Origin of the sequence: Auraticoccus cholistanensis (genome assembly GCF_009742705.1) — a bacterium.
Lineage (GTDB): Bacteria > Actinomycetota > Actinomycetes > Propionibacteriales > Propionibacteriaceae > Auraticoccus > Auraticoccus cholistanensis.
Genome location: NZ_WPCU01000005.1, coordinates 422,307 through 437,711, shown reverse-complemented (window position 1 = coordinate 437,711; position 15,405 = coordinate 422,307). Strand labels below are relative to the sequence as shown.

General features: G+C 73.4%; 13 protein-coding genes. 10 read left to right on the top strand and 3 right to left on the bottom strand.

Translation table 11 applies throughout. From position 1 onward, the window contains the following. Positions 1–131: 131 nt before the first annotated feature. From GC722_RS07935 to mraY, 3 genes are all read left to right on the top strand, one after another. Positions 132–2,342 (top strand): RelA/SpoT family protein, encoded by a 2,211-nt coding sequence (locus GC722_RS07935; RefSeq protein ID WP_156609796.1) that lies wholly within the window; start codon positions 132–134, stop codon positions 2,340–2,342. 55 nt (positions 2,343–2,397) lie between these two features. Further along, positions 2,398–3,291 (top strand): transglutaminase domain-containing protein, encoded by an 894-nt coding sequence (locus GC722_RS07930; protein WP_331714531.1) that lies wholly within the window; start codon positions 2,398–2,400, stop codon positions 3,289–3,291. Positions 3,292–3,372: 81 nt separating this feature from the next. Further along, positions 3,373–4,473, top strand: a complete 1,101-nt coding sequence (mraY, locus tag GC722_RS07925; protein ID WP_197429902.1) for a phospho-N-acetylmuramoyl-pentapeptide-transferase — start codon at positions 3,373–3,375, stop codon at positions 4,471–4,473. 90 nt (positions 4,474–4,563) lie between these two features. Here mraY and GC722_RS07920 read toward each other — a convergent pair whose 3' ends face one another. Then, the gene (locus GC722_RS07920) at positions 4,564–6,003 is read right to left on the bottom strand and encodes an HNH endonuclease signature motif containing protein (RefSeq protein ID WP_156609440.1); all 1,440 of its coding nucleotides are present in this window, start codon (positions 6,001–6,003) and stop codon (positions 4,564–4,566) included. 426 nt (positions 6,004–6,429) lie between these two features. Continuing rightward, positions 6,430–7,674: a DUF349 domain-containing protein gene (locus GC722_RS07915; RefSeq protein ID WP_156609439.1), complete on the bottom strand. Its 1,245-nt coding sequence runs from the start codon at positions 7,672–7,674 to the stop codon at positions 6,430–6,432. A 97-nt stretch (positions 7,675–7,771) separates the two neighbouring features. Between GC722_RS07915 and GC722_RS07910 the strand changes: the two genes are divergently transcribed. Then, entirely contained in the window at positions 7,772–8,470 is a 699-nt protein-coding gene (locus GC722_RS07910; protein ID WP_331714530.1) for an MBL fold metallo-hydrolase, read from the top strand. Beyond that, the gene (gene hisS / locus GC722_RS07905; protein WP_156609437.1) at positions 8,470–9,810 is read left to right on the top strand and encodes a histidine--tRNA ligase; all 1,341 of its coding nucleotides are present in this window, start codon (positions 8,470–8,472) and stop codon (positions 9,808–9,810) included. The genes GC722_RS07910 and hisS overlap by 1 nt, the downstream gene beginning before the upstream one ends. A gap of 3 nt (positions 9,811–9,813) precedes the next feature. Here hisS and rarD read toward each other — a convergent pair whose 3' ends face one another. Then, the gene (gene rarD / locus GC722_RS07900) at positions 9,814–10,779 is read right to left on the bottom strand and encodes an EamA family transporter RarD (RefSeq protein WP_331714529.1); all 966 of its coding nucleotides are present in this window, start codon (positions 10,777–10,779) and stop codon (positions 9,814–9,816) included. A 283-nt stretch (positions 10,780–11,062) separates the two neighbouring features. On the opposite strand from rarD, the gene aspS reads away from it, so the two are divergent. From aspS to GC722_RS07875, 5 genes are all read left to right on the top strand, one after another. Further along, positions 11,063–12,826 carry an aspartate--tRNA ligase gene (gene aspS / locus GC722_RS07895; protein ID WP_156609435.1) on the top strand — a complete coding sequence of 588 codons (1,764 nt, stop codon included), beginning with the start codon at positions 11,063–11,065 and terminating at the stop codon, positions 12,824–12,826. Then, the gene (locus tag GC722_RS07890; RefSeq protein ID WP_156609434.1) at positions 12,823–13,134 is read left to right on the top strand and encodes a hypothetical protein; all 312 of its coding nucleotides are present in this window, start codon (positions 12,823–12,825) and stop codon (positions 13,132–13,134) included. The genes aspS and GC722_RS07890 overlap by 4 nt, the downstream gene beginning before the upstream one ends. Positions 13,135–13,150: 16 nt before the next feature. Further along, complete coding sequence (locus GC722_RS07885) at positions 13,151–14,530, top strand: replication-associated recombination protein A (RefSeq protein ID WP_156609433.1); 1,380 nt, start codon at positions 13,151–13,153, stop codon at positions 14,528–14,530. A gap of 108 nt (positions 14,531–14,638) precedes the next feature. Next, positions 14,639–15,037: a DUF948 domain-containing protein gene (locus GC722_RS07880; RefSeq protein WP_156609432.1), complete on the top strand. Its 399-nt coding sequence runs from the start codon at positions 14,639–14,641 to the stop codon at positions 15,035–15,037. Then, entirely contained in the window at positions 15,034–15,342 is a 309-nt protein-coding gene (locus tag GC722_RS07875; RefSeq protein WP_156609431.1) for a hypothetical protein, read from the top strand. The genes GC722_RS07880 and GC722_RS07875 overlap by 4 nt, the downstream gene beginning before the upstream one ends. The last annotated feature ends 63 nt before the right edge of the window (positions 15,343–15,405 follow it).

Below are 15,405 nucleotides of genomic sequence, written 5' to 3'. Positions count from 1 at the left end.
AGACTGACCGACCAGAGGCACGTGGGAGGGGACGGGTGAGCGAGAAGGTCAGCGAGCGCGAGACGGCCCAGACGCGCGCGGCCGCGACCCCGGACCGGCTCAGCAGCGGCCCGGAGCAGCCCCGGCTGAGCATGCGGCACCGGCTGGCGCGGCTCGGTGCCGCCCGCCAGCCGCAGACGGCCGTCCTCGACCCGCTGTTCCGCGCGATGCGCGCCGCGCACCCCAAGGCCGACGTGGCCATGGTGGAGCGGGCCTACCGCACGGCCGAGCACTACCACCGCGGCCAGACCCGCAAGTCCGGGGACGCCTACATCACCCACCCGCTGGCCGTCACCACCATCCTGGCCGAGCTGGGGATGACCGAGCCGACGCTGGTCGCCGCGCTGCTGCACGACACCGTGGAGGACACCCCCTACACGCTTGAGCAGCTGACCCGCGACTTCGGCAGCGAGGTCGCCCAGCTGGTCGACGGCGTCACCAAGCTGGACAAGGTCAAGTACGGGGAGTCGGCGCAGGCCGAGACCATCCGCAAGATGATCGTGGCGATGAGCCGTGACATCCGGGTGCTCGTCATCAAGCTCGCCGACCGGCTGCACAACATGCGCACCCTGCACTACCTGCGCCACGACAAGCAGACGAGGATCGCGCGCGAGACGCTGGAGATCTTCGCCCCGCTGGCCCACCGGCTGGGTATGAACGCCATCAAGTGGGAGCTGGAGGACCTCGCGTTCTCGGTGCTGCACCCCAAGGTCTACGACGAGATCGTGCACCTGGTGGCCGAGCGGGCCCCGCAGCGGGAGAAGGTGCTGGCCCAGATCACCGCCCAGATCGAGGCCGACCTGAAGGCGGCCAAGATCAAGGCCACCGTGACCGGGCGGCCGAAGCACTACTACTCGATCTACCAGAAGATGGTCGTGCGCGGCCGCGACTTCTCCGACATCTACGACCTGGTGGCGCTGCGGATCCTGGTGGAGGAGAAGCAGCAGTGCTACGCGGTGATGGGCATCCTGCACGCCCGCTGGCGGCCGCTGCCGGGCCGGTTCAAGGACTACATCTCCAGCCCGAAGTTCAACCTGTACCAGTCGCTGCACACCACCGTGATGGGTCCGCAGGGCGCGCCGGTCGAGCTGCAGATCCGCACCTGGGACATGCACCGCAAGGCCGAGTACGGCGTGGCGGCGCACTGGAAGTACAAGGCCATGGGCGGCAGCAGCCGGACCCAGACGCCGGACGACCTGTCGTGGGTGCAGAACCTGACGGAGTGGCAGAAGGAGACCGCCGACCCCGGTGAGTTCCTGGAGTCGCTGCGGTTCCAGATCAACTCCTCCGAGGTCTACGCCTACACGCCGCGCGGCGACATCATCGCGCTGCCGCAGGGGTCGACCCCGGTCGACTTCGCCTACGCGGTGCACACCGAGGTGGGGCACCGCTGCGTGGGGGCCAAGGTCAACGGCCGGCTGGTGCCGCTGGAGTCGGTGCTGGCCATCGGTGACGTGGTGGACATCCAGACGTCGAAGGACGAGAACGCCGGTCCGAGCCGGGACTGGCTGGAGTTCGTCAAGAGCCCGCGGGCCCGGAACAAGATCCGGCACTGGTTCACCAAGGAGCGCCGGGAGGAGGCCATCGACGCCGGCAAGGAGGCGCTGGCCCGCCAGATGCGCCGTTCCGGGCTGCCGCTGCAGCGGCTGCTGACCCTGGACCGGCTGACGGCCGTGGCCGCCGACTTCCGGGTGCCCGACGTCACCGCGCTCTACGCCGCCGTGGGGGAGGGCCACGTGGCCCCGCAGGCGGTGATGAGCCGGCTGATCGGCACCGAGGGCGACCAGGACGGCGCGCTGGACGAGACCCACGAGGACCGGCCGATCACGCCGCGCCGGCGGGTGTCGGGCGGGGACGACACCGGGGTGGCCGTGCACGGGGCGACGGACCTGTGGGTCAAGCTGGCCAAGTGCTGCACGCCGGTGCCGGGGGACCAGATCCTGGGGTTCATCACCCGCGGGTCGGGGGTGTCGGTGCACAGCACCGACTGCACCAACGCCGCGGACCTGCAGCGCCACCCGGAGCGGCTGGTGGACGTCAGCTGGGCGCCGACGGCGGCCAGCTCGTTCCTGGTGGCCATCCAGGTGGAGTCGATCGACCGTCACGGGCTGCTGTCCGACATCACCCGGTCCATCTCGGACCAGCACGTGTCGATCCAGGCCGCGCAGGTGAACACCACCAAGGACCGGCTGTGCAAGATCAAGCTGACCTTCGAGACGCCCGACCCCAAGCACCTCGACCACCTGGTGAACGGGCTGCGGCGGATCCCCGGCGTCTACGACGTCTACCGCGTCAAGCAGTGAGGACGCGCGCCGCCGGCTGAGCCCGGGCGGCGTCTGGTCCGGGGGAGGTGCGACGGTGAGCGACCTGGACCGGTTCGTGCGGCAGAGCCCCTACTCGTCGCCCGGGCGGCACGCCGACCGGCTGGCGGCGCTGCCCGGGGACGTCGCCAGCCTGTCCGCCGCCTCGCGCAACGTGATCGCCCACTACCGCGCCGAGCTGCCGGATCTGCCCGAGGAGCGCCGCGGCGAGGTCGACAGCCGGTGGCTGGAGGCGGTGCTCGAGCTGGACCGGGAGCGCCACCCGGCGGGCCTGGACCAGCCGCGGCCGCCGGAGGAGCGGGTGGCCGGCTGCTGCCGGGACCACTCGCTGCTGGTGGTCGGGGCGCTGCGGCAGCGTGGGCTGCCGGCGCGCACCCGGATCGGCTTCGCCCACTACCTCGCAGCGGGGTGGGCGGCCGACCACGTGGTGGTGGAGCACTGGTCTCAGGGTCGCTGGCGGCGGTCCGACCCCGAGCTCGGGCCCCAGCGGGGGTTCGACGAGCACGACCTGCCGACCGGTCCGGAGGCGCCCTTCGAGACCGCCGCCGAGGCCTGGCTCGGCTGGCGGGCCGGGGACCGCGACCTGTCCCGCTACGGCGTCACCCCGGAGTCCGGGCTCTGCGGGCCCGACTTCGTCCGCGGCTACGTGGTGTTCGAGGTGGCGCACCGCTACGGCGACGAGATGCTGCTGTGGGACGGCTGGGGAGCGATCGAGGAGGACCCGCCGGACCTGGCCCTGACCGACGAGCTGGCCCGTCTGCTGGTGGCCGCGGACGCCGGGGACGAGGGTGCCGAGGCCGAGCTGTCGGCGCGCTACCGCGAGGACGAGCGGCTGCACCCGGGTGAGCGGGTGACGACCTACTCCCCGTACGGCCTCCCGCCGCGCGTCGTCCGGGTGGGGGCGCGCGGCGGCCGATTGCGGACCGGCTGACGGCGCGTTGCCCCGGGGCGGACGGGCCGAGCCGCTAGCGTCGTGCCCTCCGACATCCCACGGCTTCCCGGAGGCGAACGAGTGATTGCGGCCATCGTCGCCTTCTGCGTCGGCGTGCTGTTCTGCCTGCTGCTGGTGCGGCCCGCCATCACGGTCCTCAAGCGGCTGGGCTGGTCGCAGTACGTGCGCGCGGACGGCCCGCAGACCCACCTGGTCAAGAAGGGCACCCCGACCAAGGGCGGTCTGGTGTTCGGCCTCGGCACGGTGGTGGCCTACGGCACCGCGCACCTGGTCACCGGGGAGCCGGTCACCGTGTCGGCGCTGCTGGTGCTGCTGAGCATGGCCGGGATGGGGGCGGTGGGGTTCGTCGACGACTACCTGAAGACCCACCACCAGAACTCGGGTGGACTGCCCGAACGCGCCAAGATCCTCGGGCAGCTGCTCGTCATCGGGGCGCTGGTCCCGGTGGTGCTGTGGGGGAGCGAGCGTGCAGGCCGTCCGCTGCTGTCCTCCCACATCACGTTCGTGGGTGACGTCGGCTGGCTCGACCTCGCGCGGTTCGGCCCGGTGGTGGCCGTGGTGCTCGCGCTCGTCTGGTACGCCTTCCTGACCGTGGGCACCACCAACGGGGTGAACATCGCCGACGGCCTGGACGGGCTGCTCACCGGCTGCGCGATCGCCAGCCTCTCCGCCTACGCACTGATCCTGTTCTTCCAGGCCCGCAACTCCTGCGCCGGGGTGCTCACCGCAGGGTGCTTCGAGACGGTCGACGCCCACGACCTGGCGGTGGTGACCTGCGCCCTGCTGGGCAACCTCGCTGGCTACCTGTGGTGGTCCTGCTACCCGGCCCAGATCTTCATGGGCGACACCGGCTCGCTCGGCCTCGGCGGGTTCCTCGTGGCGCTGGCCATCCTGTCCCGCACCGAGCTGCTGCTGCCCGTGATCGGGGTGGTGTACGTGATGGTGGCGTCCTCGGTGCTGCTGCAGCGGTACTACTTCCGGCTCACCGGTGGGAAGCGGCTGTTCAAGATGGCGCCGCTGCACCACCACTTCGAGCTGAAGGGCTGGTCCGAGACCACGGTGACCGTCCGGTTCTGGCTGATCTCCGCGTTGGGGGCGGTGGCTGCGGTCGCGGTCTTCTACGCCACCTGGCTGCTGAGGACGGGGACCGGCACCCTCTGACCACGCGCGCCCGTAGCCGTGCCCGGTCTTCGGGCACGGCTGACGGCTGGAGAGGTGGCGTGGGACCAGTGTGCGGGTGGACGGCTGGGCTCAGCCGGTGGGGACCGGGTCGCGTTCTCGTGGGCGGGCGTCGGGTGGGAGCGTGATCGTCCAGGTGCGTGGTGCCGTCGCGGCTGCTGGTGGCGGGCCGGTGGTGCTGCCGGGGGGGGTGCCGTCGGGGCCGCGGGTGAAGTGCAGCCCGTGCGGGCTGGTCCACAGGTAGCGGCCGGGGGCCGTGCGTCGGTAGCGCCAGCCGTGCAAGGTCTTGAGCCGGTGGTGGCGGCGGCACAGCGGAGCGAGGTTGTCGGTGGCGGTCGGTCCGCCGGCGCCGAAGGGGACGATGTGGTCGGCGTCGGTGGACCAGCCGGGTTCGCCGTCGCTGCGGGCGGTGCGGAGTGGTCGGGGGTGAGCGGGTCGGCTGCACCAGGGGAAGACGCAGGTGCGGTCGCGCAGGGCGATGTGCTCACGGATCCGCTCGGGGACCTGGTAGCCCGGCACGGTCTGGTCGGTGTTGAGGTCGATGACCGGGCGGACGGTGATGCGGCTGCCGGGGCGGCCGCACCAGTCGCGGATCTGCCCGGCGGTGACCGGGGTACCGGTGTTTCCCACCCACCCGGGTGCGGTGCCTGACCCGAGGGACTCCGCCGTTAGGTGCAGGTAGAGCGTCACGGGCACCCGCGGTCGCGGTACCGGCGCCCCAGCACCCTCGGACGGAGTGGCGGGCTCGCTGTCGGAGGAGGTGGTGAGGTCGAAGGCGGGCTGGCGGCGGGCGAGCTCGCCGACGGCCATCGACCGGCGGACGTCGAGGGAGGCGTGGCAGCCGGCCTCCGCCAGGGCTTGGGCGCCGTCGGTGACGGCGGCGTCGAGGTCGAGGGCGTCGGGGAGGTCGAGCCAGCCGGTCACCTCGGCGAGGCCGGAGCTCGTCCCGTCGCGGTCGTGGTGGATGTCGAAGCGGCGGCCGTCGGCGGCGGCCAGCCGCTGCTGTTCGGCCTCGGCGGGCATGAACCGCAGGATGGCGGTGGTGATGAGCCGGTCGAGCTGGGTGGGACCGACCCGGCCCACCACGGCGGCGACCTGGGCGTCGACGTAGGCGGCGGCCTCGGGGGTCAGCGCCATCGTCCGGGCTGCGACGCGGCGGGCCTGCCAGGCGGGGACCTCGCCGCGGTGGACGAGCTCCCACAGCCGGGGGAGCCGGTGGCGCAGCTCGAGCGCCTGCCCGATCAGCGCGGTGCCGGCGTCGGTGGAGCAGCGCAGCGCTGCGGCGAGCTCGGCCACGCAGGCCCCGTCGACGGCCGGGGCACCGGGACCGGCGAGCGGGACCCCGCTGGGGCTGCCCTGCCAGGTGGCCTCGGCGACGTCCTCGACCGGCGGGTGGAGATCGGCCCAGTCGGCTGCGGTGCGCAGCAGCGCCGCGGCGGCGGCCTGCTCGGCGGCCTGGTGCGCCCGGGCGTCGGCCAGCAGCGCGGCGGTGGCGTCACTGCTGGTCGACATGCCCCGAATCTACGGACCGGGTCTGACAGTTCCGGGCCGCAGCCAGGCGTCGTCAGCCTGTTCAGGCCGGAGATCGCTCAACTCGATCACCCATCGGAGTCGATGCCCGTGCAGCGCGTCCGACCGGATGCGCCTGAACCCCTACCGGTCCGTGCGCCGGGCGACGACGAGCAGCCGGTCGTGCGACCGTCCCCCCGGATCCTGACGCGACTGAGACGCGGTCGATCCCGGCCCGGTGGAGCCTTCGCCGCAGCTCGGCGACCGTCCACGGACGCATCCGGAAGACATAGGTGCTGATCTCCCGCTGACCCCCGGGGTGCGTGAGGTCGTGGTGCTCCTGCACCTCGATCACGCCGTCCCGCTGGATGGACCGGTACCTGGGCGTCCTGCTCCTCAGGCTCCACCCGGTCCCGGCACCCGGACGGCTCAGCCGCTGAAGTCCTGGACCGCCCGCTCGGCCTGCTCCAACCAGGAGCGGTAGGTCTCGGCGGCCTCCCGGGCCTGCTGGGCGTCCTTGTCCTTGCCGCGGGCCTCGGCCTCGGCCGCCCGGGCCTCCAGGGTGGCGATCTGGTCGCGCAGCTTGGCGGCGGTCTCCTCGGCCCGGGCGCGGGCCTCGGGGTCGGTCCGCTTCCACTGCTCCTCCTCGGCGGTCCGGATCGCCGTCTCCAGCTGGCGCATCCGGTTGTCGAGCGGGCGGATGGCGTCGCGGGGGACCTTGCCGATCTCGCTCCAGCGCTCCAGCAGGGCGCGGTAGGCGGCGCGGGACCGCTCCAGGTCCTCCACCGGCACGATCTGCGGCTCGTACTCGGCGAGCAGCGCCTCCTTGGCCTGCTGGTTGCCGGTGAACTCCGCGTCCTGGGCCTCCTGCTCGGCCTGCCGGGCGCCGAAGAACTGGTCCTGCAGACCGCGGAACCGCTTCCACAGCTTGTCGTCGACCTCGCGCGGAGCCGGACCGGCCGCCTTCCACTGCTGCATCAGGTCGCGGAACGCGGCGCTGGTCGGCCCCCACTCGGTCGAGGTGGCCAGCTTCTCGGCCTCGGCGATGATCCGCTCCTTGGTCACGCGGGCGGACTCCCGGCGCGTGGCCTGCTCGGCGAACTGGGCCTTGCGGCGCTTGGTGTAGGTGGTGCGGGCGCTGGAGAAGCGGTGCCACAGCGCCTCGTCGGTGGCCCGGTCGATCCGGGGCAGGCTCTTCCACTCCTCGAGCAGCGCCCGGAACCGGTTGACCCCGCCGCGCCAGTCGTTGCCGGCGGCCAGCTTCTCGGCCTCGGCGACCATCTTCTCCTTGGCCGTGCGGGTCGCCTCGGCCTGCTGGGCCCGGGCGGCGCGACGCTGCTCGGCCTGCTCGGCCAGCGCCGGGGCCAGGCTGTCGAGCTGGGCCTCGAGGGCGGCCAGGTCGCCGACGGCGGAGGCGTTGGTCAGCGAGCTGCGGACCGTGGCGATCGACTTGCGGGCCTCGTCGGGGGAGAGCGTCCCCTGCCGCACCCGGGCGACCAGCAGGTTCACCTCCAGCTCCAGCGCCTGGAAGCGACGCACGTAGAAGGCCAGGGCCTCCTCCGGCGTCACGCCGGGCACCTGACCGACCGCCCGCTCACCGTCAGCGGTGCGGACGTAGACCGTCATGTCCTCGGCCACACGGCCGAAGGACTCCGGACCTGGTGTCTGCGTCATGGGGCCATCTTGCCCTATCGCCCAGCGCCACCGGGTCGCCGCGGAGCCCACGAGAACTGCGCCGACAGGCCGGGCGGCGCTCGGTAGGGTGCTCGATGTGCTGATCGCCTCCTTCGCCGTCGGGCCGTGGCAGAGCAACTGCTACGTGGTCGCCGCCGAGCCGGGCGGCGACTGCCTGGTGCTCGACCCCGGTCCCGGCTCCGCCGACCTGGTCCGCCAGGTGCTGGCCGAGCAGCGGCTGACCGCCACGGCGGTGGTGGCCACCCACGGCCACCTCGACCACGTCTTCGACGCCACGACGCTGTGCCGCGAGCTCGACGCGCCGCTGTGGATCTCCCCGGCCGACCGGCACCTGCTCACCGACCCGCTGGCCGGCATCGGCCCCGCCGCCGCACCGCTGCTGCAGCAGCTGACCTCGGGACGGCCGATGAGCGAGCCGCCCGAGGTGCTCGACCTGGTCGGCTCCGGGGTCGAGCTGGCCGGCATCTCCTTCCGGCTGGCCGAGGCACCCGGCCACACCGCCGGCTGCGTGCTGCTCAGCGCCGACCACCCCGACGAGTCCGTCAGCGGGGTGCTCTTCTCCGGCGACGTCCTCTTCGCCGGCTCCGTCGGCCGGGTGGACCTGCCGGGGTCCGACCCCGGCGCCATGGCCCGCACCCTGCGCGAGGTCGTGCTCGGTCTCGACGACCGCCTGGCGGTGCTCCCCGGCCACGGCGGCCAGACCAGCATCGGACGCGAGCGCGCCACCAACCCCTTCCTGCAGCAGACCACCCTCGAGTCGTTCGGAGTGAAGTGATGAGCCGTCTGTCGGCGATGTCGGGCTACCCGGAGTTCCTGCCCGGCCAGCGCATGGTGGAGCAGCAGGTGCTCCAGGTGCTGCGGGAGACCTTCGAGCTGCACGGCTACGCACCGATCGAGACCCGGGCGGTGGAGCCGATGAGCCAGCTGGCCCGCAAGGGCGAGATCGACAAGGAGATCTACGTCGTCCGCCGGCTCCACGCCACCGACGAGGAGGCGGCGACCGGCCCCGACCAGCTCGGCCTGCACTACGACCTCACCGTCCCCTTCGCCCGCTACGTGCAGGAGTTCGGCGGACGGCTGTCCTTCCCCTTCCGCCGCTACCAGATCCAGCGGGTCTGGCGGGGCGAGCGCCCGCAGGAGGGCCGCTACCGCGAGTTCACCCAGGCCGACATCGACGTGGTCGGCGCCGAGCGGCTGGCCGACCACCACGACCTGGAGATCCCGCTGGTCGCCCTCGAGGCCTTCGAGCGGCTGCACACCGAGCTGGGGCTGCCGGCGGTGCGGATGCGCGTCAACAACCGCAAGCTCGCCGAGGGCTTCTACCGCGGCCTCGGCGTGACCGAGCCCGCCGCCGTGCTGCAGCGGGTCGACAAGCTGGACAAGATCGGCGCCGACAAGGTCCGCGCGCTGCTGGTCGAGGAGGTCGGCCTGGCCCAGGACGCCGCCGACGCCTGCCTGCAGCTGTCGCAGATCACCAGCCCCGACAGCAGCTTCGTCGACCGGGTCCGCGCCCTCGGCGTCGAGCACCCGCTGCTGGAGGAGGGTCTGGAGCTGCTGTCGACGCTGGTCGCGGCCGCCGCCGAGCGCGTGCCGGGCCGGCTGGTGGCCGACCTCAGCATCGCCCGCGGCCTGGACTACTACACCGGCACCGTCTACGAGACCGAGCTCGCCGGGCACGAGTCGATGGGCTCGGTCGGCTCCGGCGGACGCTACGACTCCCTCGCCAGCGACGGCCGCACCACCTACCCCGGTGTCGGCTTCTCCTTCGGGGTCACCCGGATGCTGGCCCCGCTGTTCGCCCGCGACGCGCTGCGGGCCTCCCGCCCGGTCCCCAGCGCGGTGCTGGTCGCCGTGGACACGGAGGAGACCCGCGGCGCCGCCGAGCAGGTGGCCGCCGCGCTGCGGGCCCGCCGCATCAGCTGCGAGGTGGCACCCCGCGCCGACCGGTTCGGCAAGCAGATCCGCTTCGCCGAGCGCCGCGGCATCCCCTTCGTGTGGTTCGGCGGGGTCGAGGGCCAGGTCAAGGACATCCGCTCCGGCGACCAGCTGGACGCCGACGCGCGCCGCTGGGAACCGCCGGCGGAGGACCTGCGCCCCCGGGTCCTCACCGACTGAGGCTCAGGCGCCGGTGGGCTCCGGCGCGGCGCTCTCGCGCCGCCGGAGGCCCCGGCGCCGCCCGCGGGCCAGGATGTCGCCCATCAGCACCAGCAGGGCGACCCAGACCAGGGCGAAGCCGACCCAGCGCACCAACGGCATCGCCTCGTGGAACAGCCAGACCCCCATGGCGAACTGCATCACCGGGGTCAGGTTCTGCAGCAGCCCCACCAGCGACAGCGGGATGCGGCGCGCGCCGGCGCCGAAGAACAGCAGCGGGATGGTGGTGGCCAGCCCCGAGGAGACCAGCAGCAGCGCGTGCCCCACCCCCAGCGCGGCGAACGTGTTCGCCGGCCCCAGCACCAGCAGCGTCACCGCCGCCACCGGCGTCAGCCAGGCCGTCTCCACCGACAGCGAGGTGACCGCGTCGGTGGGCACCGTCTTCTTCACCAGCCCGTAGAGGCCGAAGGAGGCCGCCAGCCCCAGCGAGATCCACGGCGGACGGCCGTAGCCGACGGCCAGCACCAGCACCGCGACCACCGAGATCCCCACCGCCAGCCAGCGGGCCCAGCTCAGCCGCTCCCGCAGGAACACCACTCCCAGCACCACGCTGAGCACCGGGTTGATGAAGTAGCCCAGCGCCGCCTCCACCACGTGCCCGGAGTTGACCGCCAGCACGTAGATCACCCAGTTCGCCGCCACCAGCACCCCGGCCAGCCCGAGCAGCAGCCACGACCGGGTGCCCAGCCGCCGCAGCGTGGCCAGCATCCCCAGGCCGCCGCGACGACGGCGCCACCGCCCCACCAGCGCGCTCAGCGCCAGGCACACCAGCAGGCTCCACAGCACCCGGTGGGCCACGATCTCGATCGCGGTCGCCGGGACCAGCAGCACGAAGTAGAGCGGCATCGCGCCCCACAGCAGGTAGGCCGCGGTCGTGAAGACCAGACCTCTCGCGTGCTCGTCGGCAGGGGGTGTCGGAGCGGCGGTCACCGACCCATCCAACACCCGTCCGGCGGCCCCCCGCGAACCGGTTCGCGGGCACCCGGGGAGGCGGCTACAGTGACGGACGGAACCGGTGGCGGAGTGACGACCCGCCCGCCCGCGGGGCAGCCGGTGACCGCGCGTCCGGCGTACCGACGAGAGGCCCGTCCCCGGTCCCCGGGGTGCGCGGCGAAGGTGTGGTGGCACCGCGATCTGGCCCCCGCCCACACCTCCTGGGCTCCTCGTCCCGGAGGTGCCCCCCTTCGGGACCCGACCCGAAAGGACCGCGACCATGATCCGAACGCACGAAGCCGGCAGCCTGCGCGCCGAGCACGCCGGCGACCAGGTCACCCTGGCCGGCTGGGTGGCCCGCCGCCGCGACCACGGCGGTGTCGCCTTCCTCGACCTGCGCGACGCCAGCGGCATCGTCCAGGTGGTCGTCCGCGACGAGGTGCTGGAGGCCTCCGGCGCCCACGAGCTGCGCAACGAGTACTGCATCGCCGTCACCGGGGTGGTGGAGACCCGCCCCGAGGGCAACGCCAACCCCGACCTGCCCACCGGTGAGGTCGAGGTCTCGGTGCGCGAGCTGGAGGTCCTCAACCCCTCCGCGCCGCTGCCGTTCCAGATCGACGAGCGCACCGACGTCGGCGAGGAGGCCCGCCTCAAGCACCGCTACCTCGACCTGCGCCGTCCGGGCCCGTCCCGGGCCATCCGGCTGCGCTCGAAGGTCAACCAGGCCGCCCGCGCCGTGCTGGCCGAGCGCGACTTCGTCGAGGTCGAGACCCCGACGCTGACCCGTTCCACCCCCGAGGGCGCCCGCGACTTCCTGGTGCCGGCCCGGCTGGCCCCCGGCTCCTGGTACGCCCTGCCGCAGAGCCCGCAGCTGTTCAAGCAGCTGCTGATGGTGGCCGGTCTGGAGCGGTACTACCAGATCGCCCGCTGCTACCGCGACGAGGACTTCCGGGCCGACCGCCAGCCCGAGTTCACCCAGCTCGACATCGAGATGAGCTTCGTGGACCAGGACGACGTCATCGAGCTGGGCGAGGCGATCGCCCGCGCGCTGTGGCAGCTGGTCGGTGTCGAGCTCAGCACCCCGTTCCCGCGGATGACCTACCGCGAGGCGATGGAGCGCTTCGGCACCGACAAGCCCGACCTGCGCTTCGGCTGCGAGCTGGTCGACTGCACCGCCTACTTCGCCAGCACCCCGTTCCGGGTGTTCCAGGCCGAGTACGTCGGCGCGGTCGTGATGCCCGGCGGTGCCTCGCAGCCCCGCCGGACCTTCGACGCCTGGCAGGAGTGGGCGAAGCAGCGCGGCGCCAAGGGGCTGGCCTACGTCACGGTGGCCGAGGACGGCACCCTGGGCGGCCCGGTGGCCAAGAACATCTCCGAGAGCGAGGCGGCCGGCCTGGCCGCCCACACCGGCGCCCAGCCGGGGGACTGCATCTTCTTCGGCGCAGGCACCCCCAAGGCCGCGCGGGCGCTGCTGGGCGCGGCCCGGCTGGAGATCGGGCGACGCTGCGGGCTGGTCGACGAGTCGGCCTGGTCGCTGCTGTGGGTGGTGGACGCGCCGCTGTTCGAGCCGGCCGCCGACGCCCGCGCCTCCGGTGACGTCGCCGTGGGCGGTGGCGCCTGGACCGCGGTGCACCACGCCTTCACCTCGCCCAAGCCGGAGTTCCTCGACACCTTCGACACCGAACCGGGTGAGGCGCTGGCCTACGCCTACGACCTGGTGTGCAACGGGAACGAGATCGGCGGCGGCTCCATCCGTATCCACCGCCGCGACATCCAGGAGCGGGTGTTCGCCGTGATGGGGCTGAGCCAGCAGGAGGCGCAGGAGAAGTTCGGGTTCCTGCTCGACGCCTTCGCCTTCGGCGCGCCCCCGCACGGCGGCATCGCCTTCGGCTGGGACCGCATCGTCGCGCTGCTGGCCGGGGCCGACTCGATCCGCGAGGTGATCGCCTTCCCCAAGTCCGGCGGCGGCTACGACCCGCTGACCGCGGCCCCCGCCCCGATCACCGCGCAGCAGCGCAAGGAGGCCGGGGTGGACGTCCGGTGAGCGAGGTCCGGCCCGACCCCGGCCGCACGCCGGCCGTGGTCGGGCTGGTCACCGCCCTCACCTGCTTCGGGGTGGTCGGGCTGGTGATCAGCCTGGTGGCGCTGCGGCGGTCGCGCCGCGCCGGTCACCCCGGGACCCTTGCCGTGGTCGGCGTCGTGGTGGGCGGGCTCGCCACGCTCGTCTGGCTCGTCGTCGGCGGCTCCGCGCTGGTGGGCACGCTGCTGCTGTCCGACGCCACGTCCGACGTCTGCGCCATCCTGGGTCCCGGCAGCCACGAGCTCGACGGCCGCCAGTACGTCTGCGAGTGAGGGGAGCAGCGCAGCGATGAGCGAGGACCTCTTCGGCAACACCGACCTGGAGGAGCCGGCCGGCACCGGCGGCAGCCTCAGCGGCGCCGCCCACGGGCAGGCCCCGCTGGCGGTCCGGATGCGTCCCACCACGGTCGACGAGATCGTCGGCCAGCAGCACCTGCTCACCCCGGGCTCACCGCTGCGACGGCTGGCCTCCGGTGAGGCGGCGATGTCGGTCTTCCTGTGGGGCCCGCCCGGCGTGGGCAAGACGACCATCGCCTCGGTGGTCAGCCGCTCCACCGCCTCCCGGTTCGTGGAGATCTCCGCGGTCACCGCCGGGGTGAAGGAGGTCCGCGCCGTCCTCGACCGGGCCCGCCGCGAGCTGGCCCGCGGCACCTCCACGGTGCTCTTCGTCGACGAGGTGCACCGCTTCTCCAAGGCCCAGCAGGACGTCCTGCTGCCGGCGGTGGAGAACCGGCTCGTGACGCTGGTGGCCGCCACCACCGAGAACCCGTCGTTCTCGGTCATCTCGCCGCTGCTGTCGCGCTCGCTGCTGCTCACCCTGCGCCCGCTCACCGACGACGACATCTCCGCCCTGCTCGACCGGGCGCTCAGCGACCCCCGTGGGCTGCGCACCCCCGACGACGGGCTGTACCGGCTCACCGCCGACGCCCGCGCCGACCTGCTGCGGATGGCCGGCGGGGACGCCCGCCGGGCGCTGACCTACCTGGAGGAGGCCGCGGCGGGGGCCACCGCGGTGGGCACCGACGAGATCGGCACCGCCGTGCTCGAGCAGGCGGTGGACCGGGCCGCGGTGCGCTACGACCGCGACGGCGACCAGCACTACGACGTCATCAGCGCCTTCATCAAGTCGCTGCGGGGCTCCGACGTGCAGGCCTCGCTGCACTACCTCGCGCGGATGCTGGAAGCCGGCGAGGACGCCCGGTTCATCGCCCGCCGGCTGGTCGTGCTGGCCTCGGAGGACATCGGGATGGCGGACTCCAGCATCCTTCCGCTGTGCGTGGCCGCCGCCCAGGCCGTGCAGCTGATCGGCATGCCCGAGGCCCGGATCAACCTGGCCCACGCGGTGGTGGCCTGCGCGATGGCGCCGAAGTCGAACGCGGCCTACGCCGGACTGGGGGCGGCCCTGGAGGACGTCCGCGGCGGGCGGATCGGGCAGGTGCCGGTGCACCTGCGCGACGCCCACTACCCGGGTGCGGCGAAGCTGGGCCACGGCACCGGCTACGTCTACGCCCACGACGTCGAGCCGCACGGCGTGGCCGCCCAGCAGTACCTGCCCGACGAGCTGGAGGGAGCCCGCTACTACCGCCCGACCGGTCACGGCGCGGAGGCGCACGTGGCCGCCCGGCTGGAGCGGATCGAGGAGCTGCTGGGGCGCCGCCGCGAGGACTGAGACCGGAGCACCGGAACGGGTTCGGTGCCGGCGCGCGGCTGCACTAGGCTCGTCGGCGCCACCGGCAGCCGGCTCACACCGACGAGGACGACACGAGGAGCGACACACATGGACATCACCCTGGGCGGCGTCGCGGGACTGATCGCCGCCATCGCCTTCGTCGCCCTGGTCGCCGTCGTGGCGGTCCCGATGTTCAAGCTGGGCCGGGTGCTGGAGGAGACCCGGCTGGCCGTGCGCGACATCGGCCACGGCACCACCCCGATCCTCACCGAGCTGCAGGGCACCGTCCGCGGCGTCAACTCCGAGCTGGAGAAGGTCGGCGTGGTCACCGAGGACGCCGCCCGCGTGACCGGCCACGCCACCGTGGTGACCGAGAACGCGGCCCAGCTGGCCACCCTGTTCAGCGCCACCCTCGGCGGTCCGCTGGTGCGCACCGCCGCCATCAGCTACGGCGTCCGCCAGGCCATCCGCGGCCGCCGTTCCCGCGGCGGGGGGTCGGCACGATGATCGGGCGCTTCCTGGCCTTCGTGCTCGGCACCTTGCTGGGCGTCTTCCTGGTGCTCAAGGTCCGCGACCTGCTGCGCCGCGCCACCCCCGAGGCGGTGGCCGAGCGGGTGGGTGAGCGGGTGACCCAGGCCCAGGCCGGCCTGGGGGAGCGGGTGGCGGAGTTCACCGAGACCTTCACCACCGCCATGCACGAGCGCGAGGCCGAGCTCCGCGAGGCGCTGGGCATGGACGAGGGCGAGACCGAGGCGGCCGCCGAGGCCGGAGCCGTCGGCGAGCCCCGGGCGCGGCGAGCTGCCGGGCGCTGATCGCCCGCGCTCGCACGAGCACGGCGACCAGCGCGCGACCGCCCGACCGACCCGCACTCTCCC